Source organism: Promicromonospora aerolata, from assembly GCF_042682255.1.
In the GTDB taxonomy this organism is placed as follows: domain Bacteria; phylum Actinomycetota; class Actinomycetes; order Actinomycetales; family Cellulomonadaceae; genus Promicromonospora; species Promicromonospora aerolata.
This window is the reverse complement of the sequence record NZ_JBHUHF010000001.1, coordinates 4,331,771-4,357,427: the sequence shown is the minus strand read 5'-3', so window position 1 is coordinate 4,357,427 and position 25,657 is coordinate 4,331,771. Positions and strand designations below refer to the sequence as shown.

At 71.5% G+C, this 25,657-nt stretch carries 31 protein-coding genes, 1 tRNA gene and 1 other RNA gene; 10 read left to right on the top strand and 23 right to left on the bottom strand.

The annotated features are described in order from the left end of the window. Positions 1-51 precede the first annotated feature (51 nt). Complete coding sequence (locus tag ACFSL2_RS19475) at positions 52-549, bottom strand: MarR family winged helix-turn-helix transcriptional regulator (RefSeq protein ID WP_377199419.1); 498 nt, start codon at positions 547-549, stop codon at positions 52-54. A 68-nt stretch (positions 550-617) separates the two neighbouring features. On the opposite strand from ACFSL2_RS19475, the gene ACFSL2_RS19470 reads away from it, so the two are divergent. Next, positions 618-1,214 (top strand): hypothetical protein, encoded by a 597-nt coding sequence (locus ACFSL2_RS19470; RefSeq protein ID WP_377199418.1) that lies wholly within the window; start codon positions 618-620, stop codon positions 1,212-1,214. On the opposite strand, the gene ACFSL2_RS19465 is transcribed toward ACFSL2_RS19470, so the two are convergent. Beyond that, entirely contained in the window at positions 1,187-1,330 is a 144-nt protein-coding gene (locus ACFSL2_RS19465) for a VOC family protein (protein ID WP_377199417.1), read from the bottom strand. The genes ACFSL2_RS19470 and ACFSL2_RS19465 overlap by 28 nt on opposite strands. After that, entirely contained in the window at positions 1,327-1,836 is a 510-nt protein-coding gene (locus ACFSL2_RS19460) for a MarR family winged helix-turn-helix transcriptional regulator (RefSeq protein ID WP_377199416.1), read from the bottom strand. Before ACFSL2_RS19460 ends, ACFSL2_RS19465 begins: the two co-directional genes overlap by 4 nt. 77 nt (positions 1,837-1,913) lie before the next feature. On the opposite strand from ACFSL2_RS19460, the gene ACFSL2_RS19455 reads away from it, so the two are divergent. Then, positions 1,914-2,090, top strand: a complete 177-nt coding sequence (locus tag ACFSL2_RS19455; protein WP_377199415.1) for a hypothetical protein — start codon at positions 1,914-1,916, stop codon at positions 2,088-2,090. 5 nt (positions 2,091-2,095) lie between these two features. Here the strand turns inward: ACFSL2_RS19455 and ACFSL2_RS19450 are convergent, their stop codons facing one another. Continuing rightward, positions 2,096-2,521: an NUDIX hydrolase gene (locus tag ACFSL2_RS19450; protein WP_377199414.1), complete on the bottom strand. Its 426-nt coding sequence runs from the start codon at positions 2,519-2,521 to the stop codon at positions 2,096-2,098. Continuing rightward, positions 2,518-5,109, bottom strand: coding sequence for a DNA polymerase III subunit gamma and tau (locus ACFSL2_RS19445; protein ID WP_377199413.1), 2,592 nt, complete (start codon positions 5,107-5,109; stop codon positions 2,518-2,520). Before ACFSL2_RS19445 ends, ACFSL2_RS19450 begins: the two co-directional genes overlap by 4 nt. Positions 5,110-5,257: 148 nt before the next feature. Here ACFSL2_RS19445 and ACFSL2_RS19440 point away from each other — a divergent pair, with 148 nt between their 5' ends. From ACFSL2_RS19440 to ACFSL2_RS19425, 4 genes are read left to right on the top strand one after another with little or no spacing between them, the layout of a single operon-like run. Further along, positions 5,258-6,754: an HNH endonuclease gene (locus ACFSL2_RS19440; RefSeq protein WP_377199412.1), complete on the top strand. Its 1,497-nt coding sequence runs from the start codon at positions 5,258-5,260 to the stop codon at positions 6,752-6,754. A 38-nt stretch (positions 6,755-6,792) separates the two neighbouring features. Beyond that, a complete protein-coding gene (locus ACFSL2_RS19435) occupies positions 6,793-7,353 on the top strand; it encodes a TetR/AcrR family transcriptional regulator (RefSeq protein ID WP_377199411.1) in 561 nt (186 codons plus the stop codon). Continuing rightward, positions 7,350-8,105, top strand: a complete 756-nt coding sequence (locus ACFSL2_RS19430; protein WP_377199410.1) for an ABC transporter ATP-binding protein — start codon at positions 7,350-7,352, stop codon at positions 8,103-8,105. The genes ACFSL2_RS19435 and ACFSL2_RS19430 overlap by 4 nt, the downstream gene beginning before the upstream one ends. Then, positions 8,102-8,899: an ABC transporter permease gene (locus tag ACFSL2_RS19425; RefSeq protein ID WP_377199409.1), complete on the top strand. Its 798-nt coding sequence runs from the start codon at positions 8,102-8,104 to the stop codon at positions 8,897-8,899. Before ACFSL2_RS19430 ends, ACFSL2_RS19425 begins: the two co-directional genes overlap by 4 nt. Before the next feature lie 10 nt (positions 8,900-8,909). On the opposite strand, the gene ACFSL2_RS19420 is transcribed toward ACFSL2_RS19425, so the two are convergent. From ACFSL2_RS19420 to ffs, 4 genes are all read right to left on the bottom strand, one after another. Further along, on the bottom strand, positions 8,910-9,572 hold the full coding sequence (locus ACFSL2_RS19420) for a methionine ABC transporter permease (RefSeq protein WP_377199408.1): 663 nt from the start codon (positions 9,570-9,572) through the stop codon (positions 8,910-8,912). Further along, positions 9,569-10,633: a methionine ABC transporter ATP-binding protein gene (locus tag ACFSL2_RS19415; RefSeq protein WP_377199407.1), complete on the bottom strand. Its 1,065-nt coding sequence runs from the start codon at positions 10,631-10,633 to the stop codon at positions 9,569-9,571. Before ACFSL2_RS19415 ends, ACFSL2_RS19420 begins: the two co-directional genes overlap by 4 nt. Further along, the gene (locus ACFSL2_RS19410) at positions 10,633-11,517 is read right to left on the bottom strand and encodes a MetQ/NlpA family ABC transporter substrate-binding protein (protein ID WP_377199406.1); all 885 of its coding nucleotides are present in this window, start codon (positions 11,515-11,517) and stop codon (positions 10,633-10,635) included. The genes ACFSL2_RS19415 and ACFSL2_RS19410 overlap by 1 nt, the downstream gene beginning before the upstream one ends. A 376-nt stretch (positions 11,518-11,893) precedes the next feature. Beyond that, positions 11,894-11,990: signal recognition particle sRNA small type (gene ffs / locus ACFSL2_RS19405), an RNA gene on the bottom strand. 175 nt (positions 11,991-12,165) lie between these two features. On the opposite strand from ffs, the gene ACFSL2_RS19400 reads away from it, so the two are divergent. Further along, positions 12,166-12,250, top strand: a tRNA-Ser gene (locus ACFSL2_RS19400). A gap of 81 nt (positions 12,251-12,331) precedes the next feature. Here the strand turns inward: ACFSL2_RS19400 and ACFSL2_RS19395 are convergent. From ACFSL2_RS19395 to ACFSL2_RS19385, 3 genes are all read right to left on the bottom strand, one after another. Next, positions 12,332-12,700: a DUF6221 family protein gene (locus ACFSL2_RS19395; RefSeq protein WP_377199405.1), complete on the bottom strand. Its 369-nt coding sequence runs from the start codon at positions 12,698-12,700 to the stop codon at positions 12,332-12,334. 54 nt (positions 12,701-12,754) lie between these two features. Continuing rightward, a complete protein-coding gene (locus ACFSL2_RS19390) occupies positions 12,755-13,018 on the bottom strand; it encodes a hypothetical protein (RefSeq protein WP_377199404.1) in 264 nt (87 codons plus the stop codon). A 109-nt stretch (positions 13,019-13,127) separates the two neighbouring features. Further along, positions 13,128-13,634 carry a MarR family winged helix-turn-helix transcriptional regulator gene (locus ACFSL2_RS19385; RefSeq protein WP_377199403.1) on the bottom strand — a complete coding sequence of 169 codons (507 nt, stop codon included), beginning with the start codon at positions 13,632-13,634 and terminating at the stop codon, positions 13,128-13,130. 130 nt (positions 13,635-13,764) lie between these two features. Between ACFSL2_RS19385 and ACFSL2_RS19380 the strand changes: the two genes are divergently transcribed. Both ACFSL2_RS19380 and ACFSL2_RS19375 read left to right on the top strand, forming a co-directional pair. Next, a complete protein-coding gene (locus ACFSL2_RS19380; RefSeq protein ID WP_377199402.1) occupies positions 13,765-14,208 on the top strand; it encodes a DoxX family protein in 444 nt (147 codons plus the stop codon). A 99-nt stretch (positions 14,209-14,307) separates the two neighbouring features. After that, positions 14,308-15,255: an endonuclease/exonuclease/phosphatase family protein gene (locus ACFSL2_RS19375; protein ID WP_377199401.1), complete on the top strand. Its 948-nt coding sequence runs from the start codon at positions 14,308-14,310 to the stop codon at positions 15,253-15,255. 118 nt (positions 15,256-15,373) lie between these two features. On the opposite strand, the gene ACFSL2_RS19370 is transcribed toward ACFSL2_RS19375, so the two are convergent. From ACFSL2_RS19370 to ACFSL2_RS19320, 11 genes are all read right to left on the bottom strand, one after another. Next, on the bottom strand, positions 15,374-16,105 hold the full coding sequence (locus tag ACFSL2_RS19370) for a YcnI family copper-binding membrane protein (protein WP_377199400.1): 732 nt from the start codon (positions 16,103-16,105) through the stop codon (positions 15,374-15,376). A gap of 89 nt (positions 16,106-16,194) precedes the next feature. Then, a complete protein-coding gene (locus tag ACFSL2_RS19365) occupies positions 16,195-16,821 on the bottom strand; it encodes a hypothetical protein (protein WP_377199399.1) in 627 nt (208 codons plus the stop codon). Between the two features lie 20 nt (positions 16,822-16,841). After that, positions 16,842-17,510, bottom strand: a complete 669-nt coding sequence (locus ACFSL2_RS19360; RefSeq protein ID WP_377199398.1) for a LytR C-terminal domain-containing protein — start codon at positions 17,508-17,510, stop codon at positions 16,842-16,844. 19 nt (positions 17,511-17,529) lie between these two features. Beyond that, complete coding sequence (locus ACFSL2_RS19355; RefSeq protein ID WP_129786236.1) at positions 17,530-17,826, bottom strand: type II toxin-antitoxin system VapB family antitoxin; 297 nt, start codon at positions 17,824-17,826, stop codon at positions 17,530-17,532. Between the two features lie 134 nt (positions 17,827-17,960). Further along, positions 17,961-19,622, bottom strand: a complete 1,662-nt coding sequence (locus ACFSL2_RS19350; RefSeq protein ID WP_377199397.1) for an ABC transporter permease — start codon at positions 19,620-19,622, stop codon at positions 17,961-17,963. Further along, positions 19,619-20,617 (bottom strand): ABC transporter ATP-binding protein, encoded by a 999-nt coding sequence (locus ACFSL2_RS19345; RefSeq protein ID WP_377199396.1) that lies wholly within the window; start codon positions 20,615-20,617, stop codon positions 19,619-19,621. The genes ACFSL2_RS19350 and ACFSL2_RS19345 overlap by 4 nt, the downstream gene beginning before the upstream one ends. A gap of 71 nt (positions 20,618-20,688) precedes the next feature. Beyond that, positions 20,689-21,417 carry a TetR/AcrR family transcriptional regulator gene (locus ACFSL2_RS19340; RefSeq protein WP_377199395.1) on the bottom strand — a complete coding sequence of 243 codons (729 nt, stop codon included), beginning with the start codon at positions 21,415-21,417 and terminating at the stop codon, positions 20,689-20,691. A gap of 49 nt (positions 21,418-21,466) precedes the next feature. Continuing rightward, complete coding sequence (locus ACFSL2_RS19335; RefSeq protein ID WP_377199394.1) at positions 21,467-22,756, bottom strand: uracil-xanthine permease family protein; 1,290 nt, start codon at positions 22,754-22,756, stop codon at positions 21,467-21,469. Between the two features lie 41 nt (positions 22,757-22,797). Beyond that, positions 22,798-23,661 carry a poly(ethylene terephthalate) hydrolase family protein gene (locus ACFSL2_RS19330; protein ID WP_377199393.1) on the bottom strand — a complete coding sequence of 288 codons (864 nt, stop codon included), beginning with the start codon at positions 23,659-23,661 and terminating at the stop codon, positions 22,798-22,800. A gap of 105 nt (positions 23,662-23,766) precedes the next feature. Beyond that, on the bottom strand, positions 23,767-24,693 hold the full coding sequence (locus ACFSL2_RS19325; RefSeq protein ID WP_377199392.1) for an LLM class F420-dependent oxidoreductase: 927 nt from the start codon (positions 24,691-24,693) through the stop codon (positions 23,767-23,769). A gap of 88 nt (positions 24,694-24,781) precedes the next feature. Beyond that, positions 24,782-25,399: a mycothiol-dependent nitroreductase Rv2466c family protein gene (locus ACFSL2_RS19320; protein ID WP_377199391.1), complete on the bottom strand. Its 618-nt coding sequence runs from the start codon at positions 25,397-25,399 to the stop codon at positions 24,782-24,784. 23 nt (positions 25,400-25,422) lie between these two features. Between ACFSL2_RS19320 and ACFSL2_RS19315 the strand changes: the two genes are divergently transcribed. Continuing rightward, complete coding sequence (locus ACFSL2_RS19315) at positions 25,423-25,617, top strand: hypothetical protein (protein WP_377199390.1); 195 nt, start codon at positions 25,423-25,425, stop codon at positions 25,615-25,617. Positions 25,618-25,657 lie beyond the last annotated feature (40 nt).

The window sequence follows — 25,657 nt, the reverse complement described above, 5'->3', positions numbered from 1 at the left end:
CTTCCACGAGCCACCGACACTGCGAGGACGACCAGGCGATGCTGTCCGCGCCTAGGGCCGCGTGGCCCGCCGGCCGCCGCTCGCACCGACCGCCGCCGCCTGCTCCCGCATGGTCGCGGTGGTCAGGCTCACCCAGCGCGCGACCACCGTCAGCTCGTCGACGGTGAACTGCTCCGTGACCCGGGCCATGGCCTCCTGCATCTCTCCCAGAGCCCTCTTCACCTGCGGTGATGAGGATGCCGTCGCCTCGATCACGAGCTGTCGCCGGTCGGTCTCGTGTCGCGTCCGCCGGGCGTGGCCGGAGTGCTCCAACCGGTCCACGAGCCCCGTCACGGCGCCCGCCGTCAGTCCTGTCCGGTCAGCGAGCTCCCTCGCGGACATCGGCCCGTCACGGCGGATCACCCCGAGCGCCTTGTGGTCCGCCGCGGAGAGTCCCATCAGCGCACCGAGCGCCTCGTGGAACAGCACGACGGCGTCGCTCAGCTCGGCGCCGAGCCGGGCTCCGGAGTCGTCGTCTGCGGGCGTCTCGGCGCGCTCGGGTGTTGACACCCCTCCATTGTGCACTCCACCATACAGTTTAGTGTACTGAATCATTTAGTGGACCGAACGGAGATGTCATGAACACGCACGTGGCGACCGCACGATCCCGCCCCTGGTCCGAATCGGTAGAGCTCCTCGCTGAGACCTGGCGCTTCTTCGCCCAGAACTATCCGGTTGTGCTCGCCTTCGGCGCTCTCGCCTCGATCCAGCGCTTCCTGGCGGTGAGCGGCACCGCGGAGTGGGCAGGCGGTCCGGGCGGCGAGGCGTTCACGGCGGTCGCCCGTATCGCGTTCATCGCGTGGCTGGCGTGGGCCCTGCTGCGCGACCGGCGCATCGAAGGGTCCGGTGCGGGAGCCCGCTGGTCCGACTGGATCTCGCGCCACCGGGGCACACTGCTGGTCAGCGCCGGCTTTCTGCTCGTCTTCCTGCTCGTCTTCAAGGTCGTCCCGGACTCGATGGCCGGCCGGGTGGGCGGGATCGACGAGGCCACCTGGATGTCGTGGGAGCTCGCGATCAAGAACGTCACCGTCATCCCGTTCACGATGGTGTGGATGACGGTCCTCCTGGCAGCCCGACCGCTCAGGCGCGAAGCCGCTCCCGAGCCGCCGGCAGAGCGAACGTCCGGAACCACCGACACATCGAACGGTCAGTCCGCGACGACCTCGACCTCGTAGCCGTCCTCGTTCTCCAGGTAGGCGGCGTAGTGGTCGGGACCACCGGCGTGCGGATGGCGGTCGGGGAACAGGAGCGCCACCCACAGCTCGACGTGGTGCAGCCGGCCGCGACTCATGGCGCGGCTGCCGCGATCACCTGCGTGAGGCTGCGGTGCAGCACCTTGAGCTCCTCGAGGGAGAGACCCAGGCGCGCCATGATCGCCGGCGGCACCAGCAGCGCCTGCTCGCGCAGCTCCCGCCCCGAGGCGGTGAGCTCGACGGCGAGGGCCCGCTCGTCCCGCGGATCACGGCGCCGCGTCACGTAGCCGATCGCCTCGAGCCGCTTGAGCAGTGGCGACAGCGTGCCCGGGTCGAGCTGCAGCAGTCCGCTGAGCTGCTTGACCGAGAGCGGCGACCGCTCCCACAGCGCGAGCATGACCAGGTACTGCGGGTGAGTGATGCCCATCGGCTCGAGCAACGGCCGGTACAGCGCGATGACGCTGCGGGACGCGACGGCGAGCGCGAAACAGACCTGACGATCGAGGGCCAGGAGGTCATCGGGCGCGGGGGCGCCCGCCAGGAACTCGTTCGGGGCGCTGTCGTCGGGCGACGCCGCGGCGTCGGTCCGTGATGTGACGGTCATGTGGCTCCTCTCGGATGTTGACCAGATTAACAGTTTGCAGGCAAACTGTTTGTACACCAAGTAAATGGAGGAACGGCATGCGTAACAGTGACGGCCTGACCCTGGGGTACCGCGTCAAATGGCGGCTCAACTGGCTGCTCCTGCACGTGGCCGGACCCGCCGAGCAGGCCGACGAGACTGATCCGCGACGTCGGATGGAACGCGAACGCGCCGAGCGCGTGGCGCGGTACCGGGCGGAGCAGGCCGGACGCTGAGGCGTTCAGTGCCCGGCGGCGGTCAGCAGGTCCCGCGACAGCGGCGCGATGGGGTAGTTCGCGACCGGGTCGGCAGGATCGATCCACACGAGCTCCTCGAGTTCGGCCTGGACGGCGATCTCCGTGCCGGGGCGCAGTCGCACCCGGTAGGCGTGCGCGTCGACGACGTGGTCGGGCTCGTTCGCGGCGGGCGCCGCGAACCGGCCGAGGCTCTCGACGTCGGCCGGTGCCAGTCGCACCCCGACCTCCTCCTCGAACTCCCGCACCAGCGCGGCCAGGGGCTCCTCACCCGGCTCGATCTTGCCGCCCACCTGCATGAAGGCGTGCGTACCCCGTTTGCGGACGAGGAGATGCCGGCCGTCGGAACGCTCCACGACGGCCGCGACGATCCGGAGCGTCGTGAGCGGACCGAGCACACCCTCCGCGCTCATGGCTGCTCCACCACCTCGTCGATCACCGTTCCACCCAGCACCTGGACCACGAGCGGCACGCCGACCATGCCGGCCGACGTGATGTCCGGGTCGTCGGCCGACGGCTCGTCGTAGAAGTCGGCCTCGCCCCCCGCCGGCCCCGAACCAGGTGCACTCACGCTCGTCGAGGCAGCAGCCCCCGGTTCGACAGGTGCGCCGTTCGCCGCACGCGCCCGGCGCTCGTTCGCCTGGCGCAGCGCCTCTCGCGCACTGCCGGCCCCGGACACCGGGGCAGCTGCGGGCGCCGGCGCCTGCTCCTCGTAGACAGGCTCGGGCTCCGGCATGTCGTAGTCGGCGGGCGGCTCGGTCGCGGCCGCGCCCGAGAGCCAGGCCTCGTCGGCCGCGCTCGCGGCCGACGGCGGGCGGACCGCCGGCCGAGCGGGCTCGGGACGAACCGGCTCAGGACGAACCGACTCAGGGCCCGTCGGCCCGGGCCGCGAGGGCTCGGGCCGTTCGGCGACGGCGACGCCACCCGGAGGCGACGAGACCGCCACGGCCGGCGACGCCGCGGCGGGCACCGATGCTGTTGACGCCGCGGATGCCGTGGCGCCACCACCCCCGGGCGTGGGCACGTCGGGCCAGTCCGGCACCGCGGCAGCAGCAGGCGCCGGCGCCGCAGGCGGGGAGCCACCCGACGACGCCCGGCCCTCGGCGGACGATGCCCCGCCGGACGCCCCGCCCGACGTCCCTCCGCCGGACGCGCCACCGCCAGAGCTTCCGCCACCGGACGGTCCGTCACCGCCGGACGGCCCTTCGTCGAGCGTCGCCTCGACCCGGACGCGGATACCGAGCGTCTGATAGACCGCTTCTTCCACCGCACTGGTGTGCCGCGCGTTCGAGAAGGTGCGGGCCAGGCCGGGCGCCGCGAAGCCCAGCTTCAGCGTGGCGCCCTCAAGGGCCACCACCTGCGCGTTCGGACCGACGAGGGACCACGTCACCCGGGCGGCGGCGAGCGCACCGAGCACCTCCGGCCACCGCCGGCGGACCGTCTCCGTGGTGACGCCGGGCTCGGCGCCCTGGGCCGAGTCCGGCACAGGCGCCGGGGCGGTGGCTGCAGGTGCCGGCCGCTCCCGAGCCGGCTCCGGCTCCGGCTCCGAGACGGCAGGGGACGGCTCGGGGGCTGCAGCCGCCGTCGGCGTGGGCCCCGCCGTCGACGCGGGCTCCGGTGCGGCGGCAGGGGTGACCGGCGCGGGTTCCGGAGCAGCCGGTGCGGGTTCCGGAGCCGCCGGCGGCTGGGCCGGCTCACTCCGCTTCTTGCGCGCGTCGAGCACCGCGCGCGCGGCCGCAGGGCCGGCGAGCCCGCCCGACGTCGGCTCCCCTGCCGGTCCCGGACCTGCGTCCCGGGCCGGGCCGGACGGGGCGGGCGCCCCGGACGCCACCACACCGCCCCGTTCGAGCCGGTCGATGCGTGCGGCGAGGCCGGCGGCACCGTCGTCGGCGCCGGGCAGGAGCAGGCGCGCACACAGCAGCTCCAGGTGCAGACGCGGCGACGTGGCACCGGTCATCTCGGTGAGGGCCGCGTTCACGAGATCGGCTGCCCTCGACAGCTCTGCCACCCCGAGCCGTCCGGCCTGAGTGCGCATGCGGTCGAGCTGGTCAGTGGGGATGCCGCGCAGCACGGCGCTGGCGGCATCGCCCGAGACACCGATCACGATCAGGTCGCGCAGGCGTTCCAGCACATCCTCGACGAACCGGCGCGGCTCGTGCCCCGTCGCGATGATCTGGTCCACGACCCGGAAGATCGATCCCCCGTCACGTGCGGCGAGTGCGTCCACGACGTCGTCCAGCAGGGTCGCGTGGGTGAAACCGAGCAGGCCCACGGCGTGGTCGTAGTCGACGACGCCACCGGTGGCGCCGGCGATGAGCTGGTCCATCACGGACAGGGAGTCCCGCACCGAACCGCCGCCCGCCCGGGTGACCAGCGGGAGCACACCGCTGCCCACCTCGATGCCCTCGGCGCCGCAGAGCTGCTCGAGGTACGGGGACAGCACGTCCGGCGGCACGAGCCGGAACGGGTAGTGGTGCGTGCGGGACCGGATCGTCCCGATCACCTTGTCCGGCTCCGTGGTCGCGAAGATGAACTTGATGTGGGGCGGCGGCTCCTCGACGATCTTCAGCAGCGCGTTGAAGCCCTGCGGGGTCACCATGTGCGCCTCGTCGAGGATGAAGATCTTGTAGCGGTCGCGAGCGGGCGCGAACGTAGCGCGTTCGCGCAGGTCACGCGCGTCATCCACACCGTTGTGCGACGCGGCGTCGATCTCCACCACGTCGAGCGACCCGGAGCCACCGCGCGCCAGCTCGACGCACGAGGGGCACTCGCCGCACGGGGTGTCGATCGGCGACTCGGGCGTGTTCTTCGCGCAGTTGAGCGTGCGGGCGAGGATGCGCGCCGACGTCGTCTTGCCGCATCCTCGAGGACCACTGAACAGGTAGGCGTGGTTCACCCGCCCGCTGCGCAGGGCCTGCATGAGGGGGCCCGCGACATGGTCCTGGCCGATCACCTCGGCGAACGTCTCGGGCCGGTAGCGGCGGTATAGGGCGGTGCTCACCCCCGCAACGATAGACGGCCTCACCCACACTCGGAGGACGGCCCTCCACAGGTCTGGATTCGGCGCGCACATCGAACGTATGTGCCATAGAATGGCAGCAGATCAAGTCAGCGCAGTAGATCCGTCCAGCAGAGAGAGGTGGCCAGACATGCGGAACATCAGCCCTGCCCTGCGCTCGGCACCGATCGTGCCACTCGCCACCGACACCACCCGTACCGACCCGACAGCCGTCCTCGGCGATGTCGGCGCGGAGCCGCTCGCAGTCCTGCACGCCTGGCTCCTCGCCGCGGCCAAGCCGGGTGACGGCCCTGCCCGGATCGACACCGTGCGCGCCCTGGAGGAGGTCAAGGCCGCCTGCGGGGCGATGCAGGCGCAGATGCTGGTCGAACTGCACGACGACGCCCTGCGGGCCGCTCGCGAGCACGCCGAGAACCCTGCCGCGCACCACGACTCGGCCGGCAGGCAGATCCCGGTCACCGTGAAGTCTGCCGAACGTGACGCGACCGCGAGCACGATCCAGCAGGCCGCCCACGCCCTGCGCCTCTCGCCGCACCGGACCCGGACGCTGCTCGGCGCCGCCCGCGTCTGGCACGAAGAGATGCCGCACACGCTGGTTGCGCTGCGAGAGGGCCGGCTGTCCGAGGAGCGGGCGCTGCTGCTGGTGAAGGAGACCGCCTGCCTCACGCCGGAGGACCGCGGCCGCGTCGACGCCGACCTGTGCACCGACCCCGCAACGCTGGACGGGGTGGGTACCCGCCGGCTCGCCGGGCTGGTGAGGGACCGTGCCAACCAGTTCGACCCCGCCGCACTGGTCAAGCGCGCCGCGAAGGCGGTGACCGAACGGTGCGTGTCCATCCGACCCGCGCCCGACGCCATGGCCTACGTCACCGCGCTGCTGCCCATGGCACAGGGCGTCCAGGTCCACGCGGCGCTGAAGCTCACCGCGGAGTCGGCCCGGCACACCGGCGGCGACGAGCGGTCCACCGGCCAGATCATGGCCGACACCCTCGTGGCGCGAGCCACCGGTCAGGAACGCGCGACCGACGTTCCGGTCGCGGTGAACCTGGTCGTGGCGGACACCGCCCTGCTGGGTGAGGGCCACGAGCCTGCGGTCGTCCTGGACGGCACCGGCGCCGGCCACGGCACCGTCCCGGCGGCAGTGGCCCGGACCCTCGTGGCCGGCGCCCTCGACCTCGACGCGGCCTGGCTGCGGACCGTCTACGCCACCGCGAACGGCGATCTGATCGGCGCGACCAGCAAACGCCGGTTCTTCGCCGACGGACTGGCCGACCTGCTGCGGATCAGGGACCAGGGCACCTGCCGAACCCCGTGGTGTGACGCCCCAGTCCGCCATCTCGACCACATCCGACCGGCGGCTGACGGCGGCGACACGAGCCTGACCAACGGGCAAGGACTCTGCGCTGCCTGCAACCAGGCCAAGGAGGCCCCGGGCTGGCGCTCGGTCGCCGGGACGGACCCGCGCAGCGGTCGCCACGTCGTCGTCACCACTACGCCGACCGGACACGGCTACCAGTCGGTCGCACCGCCTCCGCCGCGGCCGGCCCGCCGGATCGCGACCCACGGCGCGAGTCGGAGCGCACCGCGCAGCGCGACGATCCTGCGACCAGTGCGGCACGCCGCCTGACTCTTGCCGACCATAATGTTAGTGACTAACATTATGGCGTGCCCACACCCCGAACCCTCCGCACCAGGGCCCGCATCCTCGATGCCGCGCTCGACCTCTTCGAGCGCCGGGGCTACGAGGCCACCACGGTGAACCAGATCGCCGACGCGGCCGGCGTCACTCCCATGACGTTCTTCCGGCACTTCCCCACCAAGGACGCGGTGCTGGTCTCCGACCCCTACGACCCCCTCATCGCGGAGGCCGTCGGCGCCCAGCCCTCCGACCTCCCGCCCCTGGAACGTGTGCGGCTCGGCCTGCTCGCCGCCCTCGGCGACATCACGCCCACCGAGGACGCCACCGCCAAGCGTCGCGTGGCTCTCGTCGCGCAGTCCCCTTCGCTCCGCGCCGCGGCGGCGCTCGGCACCGACGACACCCAGCAGGCGATCGTCGAGCGGCTCGTGGCCGACGGCGTCGACCGCCTCGACGCCGCCATCGCTACCGCCGCCTGCCTTGCCGCCACGACCGCGGCCCTCCTCGCCTGGGGTACCGCGCCCGATGACCTCTCGGTCCTCGTCCGCCGCGCCCTGGCGCAGCTCGCACCCGCGGGAGCCACTCCATGACCGCTCTCCTGCTCGACGACGTCTCGCACGCCTTCGGCGGCCGCGCCGCCCTCGACCACCTCACGCTGTCGGTGGCACCGGGCCGGGTCACGGCCCTGATCGGCCTCAACGGCGCGGGCAAGACGACGGCGCTCCGTGCGCTGGCCGGCCGTCTGCAGCCTGCGCGTGGCACGGCCCGCGTGCTCGGTCACGACCCGGCTGACCTGCCCAGCAGCGTCGCGATGCGGTTCGGCCACGTGGTCGACACCCCCTTGGTCTACCCCGAGCTGACCGTCACCGAGAACCTTCGCTGCGCCGCCAGGCTGCACGGCCTACCGACGCGAGCCGCCGCGCGGACGGCGAGCGCCGCCGTCGCACAGCTGGGCCTGGAACCGTGGCGGCTCGCGCGGGCCGGAACACTGTCGATGGGCAACCGCCAGCGCCTCGGGATCGCCTGCGCGACCAGTCACCGACCCACTGCGCTCATCCTTGACGAGCCCACCAGCGCCCTGGACCCGCAGGGCGTCGTCCTGGTGCGCGGGCTCGTGCGTCGGCTGGCCGATGACGGCGCCGCGGTGCTCGTCTCGAGCCATCACCTCGACGAGGTCGCGCGGGTGGCCGACGAGGTAGTGGTGCTGCACGCCAGCCGCGACGTCGGGCGCCTGGATCCCGGCGGCACCGACCTGGAACAGCGGTTCTTCGCCATGGTGCTCGACGCCGACACGCGGACTGCGGCCGGCACCCACACCGAGGCCTCAGGAGGCCGGGTGTGACGACCGTCGCACACCTCAGGACAGCCCTGTCCGTCGAGGCCCTCAAGCTGCGTCGTTCGGTCGTGGCGCGCCTCGCGACCGCACTGCTCGTGCTGCTGGTGCCGCTCGGCAGCGTGGGCATCGTGGCGCTCGCCAGGTCACCTCAGGCCGTCGGCCCGACGGCGGCCAAGCTCGCCGACTACGCCACCGGCGACCTCGCGACGACCCACCTGCTGGTGTGCGCCCAGGTCATCGCGGTCGCCGCGCTGGTAGCGGGCGGGTTCTTCCTCGCGTGGTCGTTCGGCCGGGAGCTGGAGGACGGGACCGCCGGTGCCCTGTTCGGCCTCGCCGTGCCGCGCGGCACGATCGCCCTGGCCAAGTGCCTGGTCGCGCTGGCGTGGATCGCGGCGTGCGTGGTGCTGACCGTCGCCGTGACGGTAGCGGCGTCGGCCGCGGTCACCGCCGCCTCCGGCGAGAGTTTCGGCCCGAGGGCCTGGGCGGGCGCCTCGACAGCCCTCGCCGCCGGCCTCCTCGGCGGCGGACTGACCCTGCCGTTCGCCTGGGTGGCCACTGTGACGCGCAGCCAGCTCGGCACCGTCGGTGCGCTGGTCGGCATCGTCGCGCTCACCCAGATCGTGGTGCTGCTCGGGGGCGGATCGTGGTTCCTCTATGCCGCGCCGTCCCTGTGGACGGGTATGGGCGGAGCCGACGCCGCCGCCGCGATCGGCCTGCCTCACCTGCTGCTGACGGCGGCGGTCGCGCCGCTGGCCGCCGCCGCCGTCGTGCACGCATGGCGCCGCCTCACGAACGTGTGAGACGAGCCGTTCAGCGGCGCAGCGCTCGCCGCGCCAGGCCGTTCCCCAGCCACTGCACGGCCTGGACGATCAGCACGATGATCAGCACGACGACGGCGGTCACGGCCCAGTCGTACTGCCGGTAGCCCTGCACGATGGCGAAGTCGCCCAGCCCGCCGGCGCCCAGGTAGCCGCCGATCGCGGACATGTCGAGCACCCCGACGAACAGGAACGTGTACCCGAGGATCAGTGGCGCGAGCGCCTCCGGAACCAGCACGGTCCGCACGATCCGGAGCGGTGACGCGCCCATGGCCCGAGCGGCCTCGACCACACCGGGATCGATGGAGACGAGGTTCTGCTCCACGAGGCGCGCGAAGACGAACGTCGCCATGAAGCACATGGCGAACGTGAACGCCTCGATGCCGATCGTCGAGCCGATGACGGCGCGGGTCAGCGGACCGAGCGCCACCAGGAAGATGATGAACGGCACCGGCCGCACCACGTTCACCGCGAGGTTCAGCACGCCGAACACGAACCGGTTGCCGAGCAGGTTCCCCGGTCGCGTCAGGTACAGCCCGAGGCCGAGGGCGAGCCCGAGGAAACCGCCGACCAGGAGCGTGATCAGCACCATGAAAGCGGTCTGGCCCGCGGCCTCCCAGAGCAGCGGAGTCAGCCGCTCCCAGTCCCCGCTCATGCGACTGCCCTTCCGTGGTCGTCCACCCAGGTGACGTCACGCAGCTCGGCCACGGCGGCCTCCACCGCGGCCGCGTCACCGACGAGCTCGACCGTCAGGGACCCGTAGGGCCGTTCCGCGACCTCGGTGATGCCGCCGAAGACGACGGTGCCGTCGACGCCGTGCTCACGCAGCGTGCGGGTGAGCACGGCCGACGACCCCGCCACCTCGTCCACGCCCACCGTCACGATGTGCCCGGCGTGCCGGGTACGCAGGCGCTCCAGCACCTCCGGCGACGGCCGGTCACGCAGCGCGGTGGCGACGAACCGTCGGGTGACGTCGTGGGCGGGCGCGCTGAACACCTGGTACGCCTCGCCCACCTCGACCACGCGCCCCCGGTCCATCACGGCGACCCGGTGACAGATCGAGCGCACGACGTCCATCTCGTGCGTGATCACGACGACGGTGACCCCCAGCTCGCGGTTGACGCGCTGGAGCAGGTCCAGCACGTCGCGCGTGGTCTCGGGGTCGAGAGCCGACGTCGCCTCGTCCGCCAGCAGGATGCGGGGGTTGGTGGCGAGGGCACGGGCGATGCCGACGCGCTGCTTCTGCCCGCCCGACAGCGCGGACGGGTGCACACCCGCCTTGTCCGACAGCCCGACGAAGTCGAGCAGCTCCGCCACCCGGTCGGCGCGCCGGGCCCGTGACCAGCCGGCCACCTCGAGCGGGTAGGCGACGTTTCCCGCGACCGTCCGGGAACCGAGCAGGTTGAACTGCTGGAACACCATCCCGATGCCGGCTCGGACCGGACGCAGCCGGGCCTCGTTCAGGGCGCCGAGTGCGACGCCGTCGACGACCACGTCACCGCCCGTGGTGCGCTCCAGGGCGTTGATCAGGCGGACCAGAGTGGACTTGCCGGCACCCGAGTGCCCGATGACGCCGAAGATCTCGCCCTCGCGGATGTCGAGGGTGACCTCGTCGACGGCGCGGACCTCCCCGCGGCGTCCCCGGCCCGGGAACACCCGGGAGGCACCCTGGAACCGCACGATGCTGCCCGTCGCAGCTCCGGTCGCGGCAGGCATCAGGACGCGTCCGCCTCGATGCCGGACAGGATCTCCTGGAGCTCCGCGGCCGGGTTGTCCTTGATGACGCCCGTGTCGCCCGAGGCCTCCAGCACGCCCTCCTCGACCTCCGGGGAGTGGTAGATCTCGACGAGCTGCCGGAACACCTCGTTGTCCGCGTCGTCCGCACGAGCGGCGAAGACGTTGATGTACGGAGCGGCCGCGGCGGAGTCCGGGTCGTCCGAGAAGATCGCGTCGTCAGAGGTCAGACCGGCGTCGCCCACGAAGTCGTTGTTGATGATCGAGGCGTCGACGTCCTGCAGGGCGAGCGCCGTCTGGGCTGCGTCGACCGGGGTCACGCTCACCCGCGACTCGTCCTCGAGCACGTCGGCAGGCGTGGAGAACGCGCTGCCGCCGTCGCGCAGGGCGATCAGGCCGGCCTCCTGGAGCACGAGCAGCGCGCGGGCCTGGTTGGTGTCGTCGTTGGGGATGGCGACCTCGCCGCCCTCCGGGATGCCCTCCACGCTGTCGTGCGACTGCGAGTAGAGACCCAGGGGGTAGACGGCGGTCGCGGCGATCGGCGTGAGGTCCTGCCCGGAAGCCGTGTTGTAGCCGGCGAGGAACTGCAGGTGCTGGAACTGGTTGAGGTCCAGGTCACCGTCGGTCAGACCCTGGTTGGGCAGCTGGTAGTCGCTGAAGTTCACGAGCTCGACGGTGATGCCCTGCTCCTCGGCAAGGTCCGTGAACGTGTCCCAGTAGGCGTCTCCCGTGTTGACGACGCCGATGCGGACCGGATCCTCGCTGGTCCCGGCGGCAGCCGTGACGTCCCCGGCGCCGCAGGCGCTCAGGGCGAGGGTGGTAACGGCGGCGAGGCCGGTGGACAGGACGGCGGTGAAGCGAGACATGGGTGGTCCTCTCGGGACGCACGGGCACGGGTATGCCGGTGCTCAGGATGTGGGACTACGCGCGGCGTAGGCCGAGGTATGACGGCGGCGGGCCACGGCCATCAGCAACGTGGCGAGCTCGCGGGACTGTGCGGAGCGGTCCTCAGCGGACCATGGGAAGGTGCGGCGCTCTCAGCGCTCGCACATTCGCCCGCCGCGCACGTGGCCGCCACACATGGCGTCGCGGCGGGTGCGCGACGTCGTGGCTGCGGTCCAGGTGCGGGTCATACGGACATCGTGCGGCACTGCACGACGTCGAAGCGAATCCTCTCGGGGAAAATCCCATGATGCGGACGAAATTCTGTCCACATGGTGGAGGCCCGCAGAATCCCGGGACATAAAGGACCCCTCGCACACCCACCAGAGCTCACTTACCCTTGCTGCCTTCCGGCCCTGGGGGAGTTCGGCGAGGTGGTGCCGCACGAGGGGTCTGCCCCCAGCCTAACCGATCCGAACACCCTGGCCCAACCACGCCGGACCCCCGGTACGCGACCTCACGACGCCGCACCGCAGCCCGATTCGTTGTCCGAGCGTCGCGTCCGGTATCCTCGTCAGGCCGCTCCAGACTTCGGTCCGGCGGTCGTGCGCCCACGATGGTGCGGCGCGCGAGGAGGATTCGCCTAGTGGCCTATGGCGCACGCTTGGAAAGCGTGTTGGGTTAACGCCCTCGGGGGTTCGAATCCCCCATCCTCCGCAGTGAACAAGGGCTCGGAACCGTTCGTATCCAACGGTTCCGAGCCCTTCGTCATGTCCGGCCCCCAGACGACCGACTACGTCACGACTGCCATTCCTCGCGGTAGTCCGGGTGATCGGCGAACGTCATGGCGTGGGCCAGGACCGCGACCTGGAGTCCAGCGAACAGGTTCCTCGTGACGGCAGCTTCGTCCGCGTGCCCGCCATCCAACGCCTTGGTCAGGACCTGCCCAAGCTCCTCGTACGTCTGCACGATTGTCCGCTTGGCCGCGATATCGACGAGGACCCGAGCCGGGCTCCAGCGGTCGATGTGCTGCTGCTGCGGGAGGGACGGGGCGGCTGCGGCGGGCTCGCCGTCAACCTCATCCGGCTGCGACGAGGCGCTGTCGGCCATCCGTGCGATCGACTCGTCCTCGTCCAGCCGTGCGATCAGGAACTCAGTGATGGTCATGCCACCAATCCTTCCACGCGGACCTGGACCGGGGGCCTCTCGTCATTCGCCAGATCAGACGGCAAACGACCCGGTCCGCGAGTACGGCACGCTGTCCACGTAGACCCAGGATCCGTACGAGCGCAGCCATTCACCACCGCCCATCAGCTCCAGGACACCGTCCTTCTGTCCGGATATCTGGATCTCCCGGCGCTCGACCAGGTGCACGTCACCGTTAACCAGGACGATGCGGTGAACAGGCACCCCCTCGTTCACGAACTTGTCGGCGTCGACGACCTTCAGGTGCTTCTCGTCGAGGACGTAGTGCGTCGTGCTCATCGCGTTCCTTTCGTCACTCCCGCACGTCTCGTGCACAGCGGGAGCGCCATCGAACCTACGGCGCCTGTCTGGCGCCCGGAACGCCACAATATGCCCTCGATGCCCCGCTTCACTCGCCGGGCGGGCCGTCGTGGCGGCGGTAGCCCGCGGCCATCGGTCCGGACGGTTCGATGCTCTCCAGGATGGCGTCACTGATCGCCGTGAGCTGGTCGATCTGCTCCGGCGTGAGCACGTCGACGACGTGACGGCGGACCGTCGCGACGTGTCCGGGCGCGGCGGCACGCATCTTCGCCCGCCCCGCGTCGGTGAGGCGCGCGTTGGTGGCCCTGCCGTTCTCGGGGCAGGGCAGGCGCTCGACGAATCCTCGGTCCTCGAGTCGCTGCACGACGTGGGAGAGCCGCGACAGCGTCGCGTTCGTCGCCGCGGCCAGCTCGGCCATCCGCAGCGTCCCGCCGGCCGTCTCGGACAGCACCGCCATGACGAAGTACTCGAAGTACGTCACGCCGGAGTCCCGCCGCAGCTGGCTGTCGAGCACCCCGGGGAACAGCTCGAGCACCGCGACGAAACGGACCCACGCCGCCATCTGGCGACGGTCGAGCCACGGAGTGTCAGTCATCCGACCAGGATCCCATGTGACGGTTGAAGCTTCAATTCACCCGTGCTAGCGTGCGCGCGAAAGTTGAAGCGACAACTTGATTCACCCTCTGCACCGCTCGCACCAGCCAGAACAACACCGGGAGAACCCCATGAACTTTCCGTGGACCAAGGACCTCGCCGTACTCGTCGCCCGGGTGGCGATCGGTGCGGTGCTCATCGCGCACGGCGCCCAGAAGTTCTTCACCTTCGGGATCGGGGGAACCGTGGACTCCTTCGCCGGCATGGGCGTTCCCGTCCCGGAGGCGGCAGCCCTCTTCGCCGCGGTGGTCGAGCTCGTCGGCGGCGCCGCGCTGGTCCTCGGGGCGGCCACGTCCGTCGCCGGACTCCTGGTCACGCTGAACATGCTCGGAGCCCTCGTGCTGGTGCACCTCGGCAACGGCGTGTTCGTCGACCAGGGCGGCTTCGAGCTCGTCGCGGCGCTCGGTGCCGGCGCGCTGATCCTCGCGGCCACCGGACCTGGGGCGTGGAGCGTGGACCACCTGGTGGGGCGCACGCGGACGGCGCGCCGTGCGGTGGCGACCGCGGCCGGCTGAGCCCGGCAATTCGTCCATACGACACACGGCGTTGTGGACACGCTCACCTCGCTCTGGTCGGGTGAACGGGCATCAGTTCCCTGACCTGGAGGAGAACCCATGTCCAACACCCCCGGCAGCACCCCCGGCATCTCTCGCCGCACCATGCTCACGGCGGCAGGCGCCATGGGTGCACTCGGCGCGTCGGCCGCGCTGGCGACTCCTGCCGCCGCCGAGAGCCCCCGAGCCGGAAAGCCGGTGATCGGTCGTGCGCGGGGCGAGCTGCTGCACGCCATGAGCTTCAACATCCGCTACGACCGGGTGGGCCAGACGCACCCAGGAGAGCCCGACTACTGGCCGGAGCGCGCGCCGCTCACCATCGAGTTCCTGCGGCTGGAGCAGCCGACCGTCCTGGGCGTCCAGGAGGTTCTGTTCCACCAGCTCTCCGCGGTCGAGGAGGGTCTGGGCCGGCACTACAAGATGGTGGGATTCGGGCGTGACGGCGGGGCGGGCGGCGAGTACTCCGGCATCTTCTACGACGCCCGCCGCCTGACCGTGAAGTGGTGGGACCAGCTCTGGCTGTCCGACACCCCGAAGGTCATGGGCTCTGCGACCTGGGGTAACTCGGTCACCCGGATCGTCACCTGGGCCGAGTTCCACGACACCGTCACGGGCCGCGACTTCGTGCACATCAACTCGCACTTCGACCACCAGTCGGAGAACGCGCGCCTGAGGAGCGCCCGGGTCGTCCGGGACCTGGCGGCGGAGGCCGGCCTCCCGGTCGTCTTCACCGCAGACGTCAACGCGGCAGCCGAGAGCTCGGCGCCGTACGACGCCCTGGTCACCGAAGGCGGCCTCCAGGACACCTGGCTCGCCGCCGACCGGCAGCTCACCCCGTACGCCGGCACGTTCCCCGGCTACGGGACGCCGGACCCCGACGGCACACGCATCGACTGGATCCTCGCCACGCCCGGTGTCGAGGTTCGTTCGGCGGCGATCAACACCTGGACCAAGGACGGCCGCTTCCCGAGCGATCACACCCCGGTCCAGGCGCTGCTGAAGATCTGACGCCCGGCGCCCCGATTCGCCGAGTGCAGACTTCAGTGCCGCTAGCCGCCCTCTCACCGCAGCGAAGTCTGCACTCGGCCAGTCGGGCCGCACCGAAGTCTGGACCGCTCAGCGGTTCTCAGGCACGACGGCGGGTGACCAGCACCGCACCGATCGCCACGGCACCCACCACGACGCCGGCCGCACCGAGCCAGCGGCCCACGGGGTCCACGGCCGGGGCCGCTGCGGCGGCCTCGGCACCGGCCGCACCGGCACCGGCGGCGCCGTCCGAGGCCGCAGCCCCGTGGTGCCCCTCCTCCGACTCGCCGGCAGTCGTCGTGAACACGGGTGCGGGAGCCTCCGGTTCCTTGCCGTCGTCGGCGGGGAGGTCGTCCCAGTCGACGACGGTGCCGTCGGTGTACGTCTGGTGGGCGGGGAGCACGACGGACGTGCCCTCCTCGGGCAGGGCACCGACCCGGACGGCGAACTCCTGGTACTCGTGCGGTGGCACCTCGTTGCCCTTCTCGGCGGTCCAGGTCACGCGGACGGGTGCTTCCGAGACGGTCGCACCCTCGACCTCGAACGGCTCGTCGAGCTGCTCCACGTCCACCTCCACGTCCCAGCCGGGCAGGGAGCGCGGGGTGACGCTGAGGAACGGGGTGTCGGTGGGCAGGTCCACCACGAGCTTCTCGGTCGACGCCGACTCCGACTCGGTCGGCACGCGGAACGTGAGGCCGGCATAGCTCTCTGCGGCGGTCGTGTCCGGGTTCACCGTGACGTGTGCGGAGGCCACCGTGGGCAGGAGTACCAGAACGGCGGTGGCGGGGACGGCCGCGAGGGCGCGGCGGGCGGGCATGCTGAAGCGAGTCATGTACTCGGTCCTTCGGTGTGGAGTGAGTGGGAGGGCGTACGGCGACGCACCTCCCGCCCGACTCCCGGCCCCCGGTGGGTGAGCCGCCGTCAGGCCGCGAGGCGCAGCGCCAGGGCCGGCGACGGCGGTCCGCGCTCCGGCGCGACGTGCACGTCGACGGAGCCCGCCGGCGTCTCGGGGTCTGCCGGCACCGGCACCCGCCGGACCACGGGCAGCCACAAGGGCCGCACGGCGAGGGGCCGCACCAGCCACGACGCCAGCAGGTAGACGCCGCGCTCGATCCCGACGAGCAGCCCGACGGACACCACCGTCGCCAGGCCGTGCCAGGCGAGCATCCCCGGGTCGATCCCCGCGAGATCCGTCCCGACGCACGTCTCGTGCGCGAGCGCCGTGGTGACCGGACGGGCCGGGTGGGCGTGCGCTCCGCCGCCGGGCAGCGTGGTCGACGCGCACGAGCCACCGCCCAGGAACGAGAAGACCTGGTGCAGGGCGTACTGCCCGAGGCCCGCGAGAACGAGGCCGCCCGGCCAGCGGATCTGCCGTCGCACGGCCAGCGTGGTCACCACGAGCAACAGCGCTCCGAGCAGCGCGGTCACCCCGGCGGGCGGCAGATGGCCGCCTGCCTCGAAGTGCGCGGTCAGGGCGAGCGCGAGCACGATCACTGCCCAGAGGAGCGCACGGCCGAAGGCGACGGCTCCTGAGGACGGGATCAGCACAGCACAGACCCTAGTCCTCGTTACTTCGCCGGCCGCACCGCGTCGCCGTCGTCCTCCGTGGCCTGCTTGACGCGCTGCTCGGGCTCGATCGAGTCCGCAGGCACGCAGTCCTCGGCGTTCTGGAGCGGCTGGTCGGCGGCCAGGTCGACGTCCTCGATGTCGAGGGGCGGGTCGAAGTCCGCACCGATGAGCAGGTCGATCGCCTTGCCGCCCCGGTCGTCGAGAACCAGCCGCATCGTCGGGAAGTGCGCGGCGAGCGTGTACGCCTGGACCGTGCCCTTGGTGCCGAACCGGATCTCGGACTCCTGGAGCATGAGGGGCACGTTGCCCTTCTCCAGGATGGTGAAACCACGCTCGGCGAGGACCGTTTCGTGCGCGCCCGCCAGGCCGGTCTCCGTCGATGCGTTGAGCAGGCGCACCTCGACCTGCGTGTACGCGATCGGCAGGGCGCCGTCCGGCTGCCCCTCGACGGCCGGCAGGCAGGGCACCGGGTAGGTCTTCTGCGCCGACGCGCCGACCGTCATGAACGGCCGGTTGAACGGCGAGCTGATGGCACCCGAGTACACCGCGAGCGCGAAGATGCCACAGACCGCCAGGAACGCGATGAGCACGCCGAAGACCACGGCCTGGCGCTCGTGCTCGCGGCGACGGCGCTCCACACGCGCCTGGTCGTACCCGGGACTTGTCACTCGTCGAACCTACCTGAGGTCATCGGATGATGAGCACGCGAGCGTGCAGCACTGGACGTTGTTGCAGGGCGGCACGCACGGCACGGTGCAGTCCGTCCTCGAGGTACAGAGTGCCCTCGTACTCGACGACGTGCGCGAACAGGTCGCCGTAGAACGTGGAGTCCTCCGCCAGAAGCGTGTCGAGGTCGAGCGTGCGCTTGGTGGTGACCAGCTCGTCGAGGCGCACCTGGCGTGGCGGCACGTCGACCCAGTCGCGCGTGCGCGAACGCCCGTGCTCGGGGTACGGGCGGCCGTCTCCTACGGCCTTGAAGATCATCGGTCCATCCTCACTGGACTCGGCGGGGCGCGGTCGGGGGCGGCGGTGAGAACCTGCCTGCTGGCACCGAACGGCGCCCCGAACCTTACCGGACGGAGAGTGCGGATGACAGCCGCACCCTCCGCCCGGCGCCGTCAGTTGCTCTGCAGGTCCCGCCGCCGGAAGCCGAGGAACGCCAGCGCGAGCAGCACGACGGCCACCCCGGCGAGACCGATCATGTGGGCGGCATCGGGCGTCTCGCCGAACCCCGCGGGGAGCCAGTCCAGCGGGGAGAGTGCCTCGGCACCGGAGGGCAGGTCGAAGACCTCACCGAACATGCCGACCACGAACGAGTACACGAGCAGCAGCCACGCGGCGGAGGTGAAGCGTGGCGCCCATGCGTACAGCGCCGCGGCGAGGCCCAGGTACACCAGGACCGCCACGGAATAGGTCCAGAACACGTCGGTGTACGCGCCGAGTCCGGGTTCCGACATACCGACCTGGACGGCTCCGGCCCACACCGCATAGACGCTCACCGCGATGAGGGCCACCGTGCTGAGCCCTACGACGGCGAGGTGGGCACCGAGCCAGCGCGAGCGCGACACCGACAGCGCGAGCAGCACCTCGGCGCGGCCCGCCTCTTCCTCCCCCTTGGCGCGGGCCGACATGACTATCGCGTAGGCGACGCAGGTCAGGGCGGCGAAGAGCAGCATGACGGTCAGGAACCCGTCGCGGAACACCGCCGGGTCGCTACCGCCGAACACCGCCGCGAAGATCTCGTTGTCCGCGGCGCCGGAGGCCCCCATCTCCATGATCTCGGGCAGGAGGGTGCCGGAGGCGTACCACAGCAGGGCCATCCCGAGGGCGGTCCAGCCGAACGCCGACCGCTGCTGGCGCCAGGCCAGGGCGAGCGGGCTCCGCAGGCTCGCCGGGGCGTCGGCCCGGCCGCCACGAGTGGCGACGAGCCCGCCCCCGAAGTCGCGCCGGGACGCGAGGACCGCCGCCAGCACCAGCAGCAGGAGGATCGCCGCGACCGAGAGAGCGGTGGGCCACCAGCGCAGGTCCACGAAGGCCCGCATCTGTTGCGCCCAGCCGATCGGGGAGAGCCAGGACAGGATGTTGCCGTGCTGTTCCTGGATGTCCCCGGCGGAGCGGAGCACGAGCGCCAGGCCGTAGGCGGCGAGGCCGATCCCGGTCGCACCGCGCCCGTGCTCGGTGACCTGGCAGGCCACCACGGCGACGGCGCCGAACACCATGGCGGCGAGGCCGGACCCGATCGTGAGACCGAACGAGTCCGCGAGCGGCAGGTCTCCCCCGCTCGCGCCGGAGAGCGCGAGCGCCGACACCATCGCGATGACGGCGTTCACGACGAACAGGGTGACGATGGCCGCCACCGCGGGTGCGTGCCGCCCCACGGGTGCGGCCCGCACGAGCTCCGACCGGCTGCTCTCCTCCTCGGCGCGGGTGTGCCGCACCACGTGCAGCACGCTCATGATGCCCAGCGCCAGGACCACCCACGTGATTCCTTCGTTGGCGATCGCGACACCCACGGTGTAGTTCTCGACGCCGTAGCCGGGTCCGCCCATGACGATGCCTGCCGGGGTCTGCATCAGGGCGGCGCGTGCGCCGCGTGCAGCGGTTCCCATCGCGTCCAGCGCGACGGCGTAGTACGCGTAGAAGGCCACGATGGACAGCGTCCACACGCTGAGTCGTACGCGGTCGCGGCGCAGGATGAACCGGACCAGCCGGCCGGTCCCAGCCAGGGTGGACCCGAACGACGGCAGCGGGACGGCCGGTGCCGCCACGGCGGCGGTCACCGTGCCCCCGCCGTCCCGCGGGCAGGCCGCGTCGCGCCGTCCGGGAGGGTGCCGTCGCCGGACTCCGCACCGGCCGACGTGTCCGCGCCGGGCAGCACGTCGCCGTAGTGCCGCATGAAGAGCTCCTCGAGCGACGGCGGCGCCGCGGTGAGGCTCTGCAGCCCGAGGGCCGTCAGCTCGGACATGACTGCCCCGACCTGGGCGTTGTCGACGTCGAAGGTGACGCGCGTGCCACCGTCGGCGGGTACGGCGGTGAGGTCGTGCACACCGGCGAGCCGCCCGACGGGTGACGGGTCGCCCGCGACGACGGCCGTCACGTTGGACCGCGTCAGGTGGCGCAGCTCGTCGAGCGTGCCGGACTCGACCGACACCCCGTTGCGGATGATCGTCACGGTGTCGCACACCTTCTCGACCTCGTGCAGGATGTGGCTGCTGAGCAGCACCGATGTGCCCTGTGCGGCGGCCTCACGGACGTACTCGGTGAACACGGCCTCCATGAGCGGGTCGAGACCGGACGTGGGCTCGTCGAGGATCAGCAGGTCCACGTCCATGGAGAACGCCGCCACGAGGGCGACCTTCTGTCGGTTGCCCTTGGAGTAGGTGCGGGCCTTCTTGGTGGGGTCCAGCTCGAACCGCTCGAGCAGGTCGGCCTTGCGCTTCGTGTCGACCGTGCCGCGCAGGCGGCCCAGGAAGTCGATGGCTTCGCCGCCGGTCAGGTTGGGCCAGAGGCTGACGTCGCCGGGCACGTAGGCGAGACGCCGGTGCAGCGCGACGGCGTCGCGCCACGCCTCCCCGCCGAACAGGCGGGCGGTGCCGGAGTCCGCGCGCAGCAGACCGAGCAGCACGCGGATGGCGGTGGACTTGCCGGCCCCGTTGGGGCCGAGGAACCCGGCGACCTCGCCGGGCCGGACGGTCAGGTGCAGACCGTCGAGGGCCTGGACGCTCCCGAAGGACTTGTACAGGTCGTGGATCTCGATCGCTGGTGTCGCGGTCATGGCTCGCTCGCTCTCTGACGTCGGAAGGGGGACGTAACAGGGCAGCGCTCGTTCGACCGGCGGGTACCCGGTCAGCCTGGCGCGGGCGCTGCCTCGTCCTGCGACGGCGGGTCCGAGACGTACATGAGGTAGTCGTCCAGCATGCGGCGTGACGTGAGAAACCCCTCCGAGAACAGCTCCATCATCGGCAGGTAGCTGTTCGCCAGGTAGTCGCGGACGATGGCCACGAGGTCGCTCGGGTCCGACGGCGGGTCGAGCGTCACCTCGAGCAGCAGCGCGCCGAGCGACGAGAGCGTGAGGTAGCGGGCCCGCGCGGCCTCGTCCCGGCTGGGCACGATGACGCCGGCGGCGACACCCTCACGGGTGTAGTCGACCGCGTCGGTGACCATGTGGTCGATGAACTCCCGGGCCAGCGCGCCACCGTCCTGCATGGACCGCAGGACGTACCCGACGATGGGCGCGTTCTCCTCGGCGGCGGCGAACTTGTGGAAGAAGCTCTGGTTCGCCGCGGCGTCTGCGACGTTCTCCCGCTTGAGCCGGCGGATGGTGGCCAGCAGGTGCGCGTCGCACTCGGCGCGGAGCTTCTCCTTGGACCCGAAGTGGTGCATCACCAGGCCGGCGCTCACCCCGGCGTCGGCCGCGATGGCTCTCACCGAGGCCCCGAAGCCCTCCACCGCGAAGCGGCGGACCGCGGCATCGCGGATCCGGGCGCGTGCGGTGCGGTCGGCGTCGGCCGGCACGCTGTTGCCCGACGGCGGCACGGCCCCCGCCTGCTCCTCGGCACCACTGACTGAACGCATGTTCAACATGCTAACCAAGCGTTCAGCCCAGTGTCCATACCTGTGTGGGTCAGGCCTCCGCGGTACCGCGCCAGCGGCCGATCGCACCCATCACGTGGTAGATCACCAACGCGGCGGCGGTGCCGAGCGCGATGCCGCCGAACTGCAGGTCGCCGGCCGTCCACGTGTAGTCGGCGATGCCGATGATGAGCGGCACGGCAGCGGTGGTCAGGTTCACCGGGTCGGAGAAGTTGACCTTGCCCTGCACCCAGATGCGCGCGCCGAGAATGCCGATCATCCCGTAGAGCATGGTCGTGGCACCGCCGAGCACCCCCTGGGGGACGGTAGCGATCAGCGCGCCGAACTTCGGCGAGAGGCTGAGCACCAGGGCGCCGAACGCGGCCACCCAGTACGCCGCCGTCGAGTACACCCGGGACGCGGCCATGACCCCGATGTTCTCGGCGTACGTGGTGGTGCCCGAGCCGCCGCCGAGACCCGCGAACGTGGTCGCCACGCCGTCGGCCAGGAGCGCCCGGCCGGTCAGCCGGTCGTAGTTGCGTCCGGTCATCGCGGCCACCGACTTCACGTGCCCCACGTTCTCCGCGATGAGCACGAGCACCACGGGGAGGAACAGGCCGAGCACGCCCGGGTCGAACGACGGTGCGACGAACTGCGGCAGGCCCACCCAGTCCGCCTGCTCGGCCGCCGAGAAGTCCACCTCGCCGCGAACGGCCGCGAACGCGTACCCGACGGCCACCCCGAGCAGGATCGCGAGCCGGCCGATGAGGCCCCGGAACAGCACCTGGATCAGGATGATCGACGCGAGAGTGACCACCGCCGTCACCGGCGAGCTCTGGAACCCCGAGCAAGCGCCGCTCTCGTCGCACGTGCCCCACGCCACGGGCGCCAGGTTGAGGCCGATCAGCGCCACGATCACGCCCGTGACCACCGGCGGCATCGCGACCTGGATCCAGCGCGGCCCCGCGAAGTGCACCACCACGCCGACCAGCGCGAGGAGCACGCCGGTGGCCAGGATGCCGCCGATCGCCACCGACTGCCCGCCCGACGCCGTGGCGGCGAGGATCGGCGCGATGAACGCAAAGCTGGACCCCAGATAGCTGGGCAGCTTGTTGCCCGTGATCAGCAAGAAGGTGATCGTGCCGAGCGCCGAGAAGAACAGCGTGGTCGCCGGGTCGAAACCCGTGAGGATCGGCACCAGGAACGTGGCCCCGAACATCGCGACGATGTGCTGCAGGCCGATCCCGACCGTACGCGGCCAGCTCAGGCGCTCGTCGGGAGCGACCACCTCGCCGGGGGTGATGCGGGCGCCATCACCGTGCAGCTGCCAGCCGATTCGCATGTGTCTGTCCTTGATCTCGCAACGGGAATGCCGTGCGGATCCTAGTCGCAGGTGGTGCGGACCTCGCTGAGGTCGTCATCCACGGCCGGCGCCGGGCAGAGGAACTGCGCGTACCGCTCGTCGTCGTCGACGTAGCGCTTCAGCCAGGACAGGCTGTACCTGGCGATCGCAGTGTGGGGCGCGCTCGGCGCGGAGTGTGACGCGTCGCGCAGCTCCAGGTAGGCCTTGTCGCCGTCCGCCGGCAGCGACTCGTAGAGCGGCTCGGCGTGCGACCGCACCCGCGCGATCCGGTCGTCCTCGGCGCCGACGATCAGGGTCGGGGCGGACACCTCGGGAAAGGTCTTGTCCGAGCTCCACGGGGTCATCGGGATGACCGCCTGCAGGGCCGGGTACTCCTTGGCGGCCTCCAGGCTGCCGCCGCCGCCCATCGAGTGCCCCATCACGGCGAGCCGGTCGGGGTCGATCCGGTCCGCCAGCTCCGAGTCCTGCAGGTGGTCCAGGGCGGCGAGCAGCTGGTCACCCCGGCGAGCCGGGGAGTCGGCGGGCCGCATCGTGTCGATGGTGACCACGACGAAACCCTGGGAGGCCAGCCGCGGGCCGAGCCACGCGATCGCCGCCTGCGAGGAGCGGTAGCCCGGGGACACCGCGACCGCGCCGAACGTGCCCTCGGAGGTGTCGGTCGGGTAGTAGACGGTGCCGCCGCCAAAACCCTCTGCGGTGGCACGCGGGACGACGGCGACCTCGATCTCGAACGTGCCCCGGGGCGCCTCGATGCTCTCCTCGGTCGGGTCGGGGCCACGCTGGAAGTCGTCGGCGGCGACGGCGGCCGGTACCGCGGCGAACGTGCCCGTGGTGAGCACGGTCGCCGCGAGAGCGGCGCGGAGGGCACGAGAAAAGCTCTGCATGGAGTTCTCCTGGGGTGTGTCGCGAGAAGCGGCCGACACGACCATAGGAAGAATTTCTCCGTGCGGCCTGCGCTGGGTGTCATCCCGCGCCCCACCGCATCGCCGTCAGCCGAGCTGCGGGCGCACCTCGCGTGCGATCAGGTCGAGGTGGTCGAGGTCCGCCAGGTCGAGGATCTGCAGATAGACCCGCTGGATGCCGTCGGCCTCCAGGGCCTTGAGCCGGTCCACCACCTCGCCGACCGTCCCGGCGATGCCGTGCTCGCGCAGCTCACCAGGTTCGCGGCCGATCGCAGCGGCCCGCCGGGTGAACTCGGCCTCGTCCTGTCCGACGGCGGCCACGAGCGCCACCGACTGCACCATCGACTCGGGCCCACGGCCCACATCGGACAGTGCCTTCTCGATCACCTTCACCCGCGCGCCGATCGTGTCGATCTCCGGGAACGCCTGGTTGTACTCCGCGCCGTACCGCGCCGCCAGGGCGGGCGTGCGGCGCGGGCCGCCACCGCCGACGAGCACGGGGATCTTCGGCTGCGTGGGCTTCGGCAGCGCCGGCGAGTCCGTGAGCTGGTAGTGCTCGCCGGCGAACGAGAACTTCTCCCCGACCGGCGTCTCCCACAGGCCCGTGATGATCGCGAGCTGCTCCTCGAGGAGCCCGAACCGCTTGTCCGGGAACGGGATGCCGTACGCGCTGTGCTCTGCCTGGTACCACCCGGTGCCGAGGCCGAGCTCGACCCGGCCACCGGACATCTGGTCCACCTGCGCCACCTGGATGGCGAGCACGCCAGGGTGCCGGAACGTGGCCGAGGACACGAGCGTGCCGAGCCGCACGGTCGAGGTGTCGCGGGCGAGACCGGCCAGCGTGGTCCACGCGTCCGTGGGACCGGGCAGCCCGTCCCCGCCCATGGCGAGGTAGTGGTCGGAACGGAAGAACGCACTGAACCCGAGCTGCTCCGTCGTCTGGGCGACGGCGAGCTGGTCGTCGTACGTCGCGCCCTGCTGGGGCTCGGTGAAGATGCGCAGGTCGAGAGTCATGCCCCCACAATGCCACGCGACCCGCCGTGGGCCGGGAGCGCTCTCGTCCCGCCGCGCGACCGCTGCCGGCCTCCGCGGCCGGACGGCGTCAGTCGAACCGGGGCTTCGTCGTGCGGGAGCGCTTGAGCTCGTAGAAGTACGGGTAGCGCGCGAGCGCCACCGCGGCGTCGAACAGGACCGCCGCCTCCGCACCGCGCGGGATGCGCGTGAGCACGGGGCCGAAGAACGCGACGCCGTCCACGTGGATCGTCGGCGTGCCGACGTCGTCCCCGACGGGCTGCATGCCCGCCTCGTGGGACGCCGCGAGCGCCGTGTCGTAGCTCTCCCCCGTCGCGGCCTGCGCGAGGGAGGCGGGCAGCCCGGCCTCGGCGAGCGCCTCGGCCGCCACGGCGTCGAAGTCCTTGTTCTGCTGGTCGTGGATGCGGGTCCCGGCGGCCGTGTAGAAGGCGGAGAACGCCTCGGGACCATGCTCCGTCTGGACGGCGGCGGCGACGCGGCCGATGCCCTGCGATCCGTCGATGCGCGCCCGGTAGTCGGCGTCGAGGTCCCCGTCCTTGTTGAGCAGGTACAGGCTCATGAGCTTGAAGGTGAGCTCGACGTCACGGTGCCGGGCTACCTCGAGCGCCCAACGGGACGTGATCCAGGCATACGGGCAGATGGGGTCGACGTAGACATCGACGGCGGGCTGGGCAGCGGTCTCGGTCACGCCCAGCAGACTACGCTCACTGCGTGACCGGGATCCGTTGGGCAAGTCTGGCCACCGTCGTCGGCGGCGGGGTGATCTTTCTGGTGTGCCTCGTGGGCGTCGTACTGGGCCATCCGTGGTCGGCCGTGCCCGGTGGTGTCGCCCTCCTGATGGCCGTGCGCGAGGTGCGCTACCTGCGGAGACTGCGGTCGGGGAAGATCGCCGGACGGGAAAGTTAGCGCCATGAACAGCACGTATCGCTCAAGTACTCTTCACGCG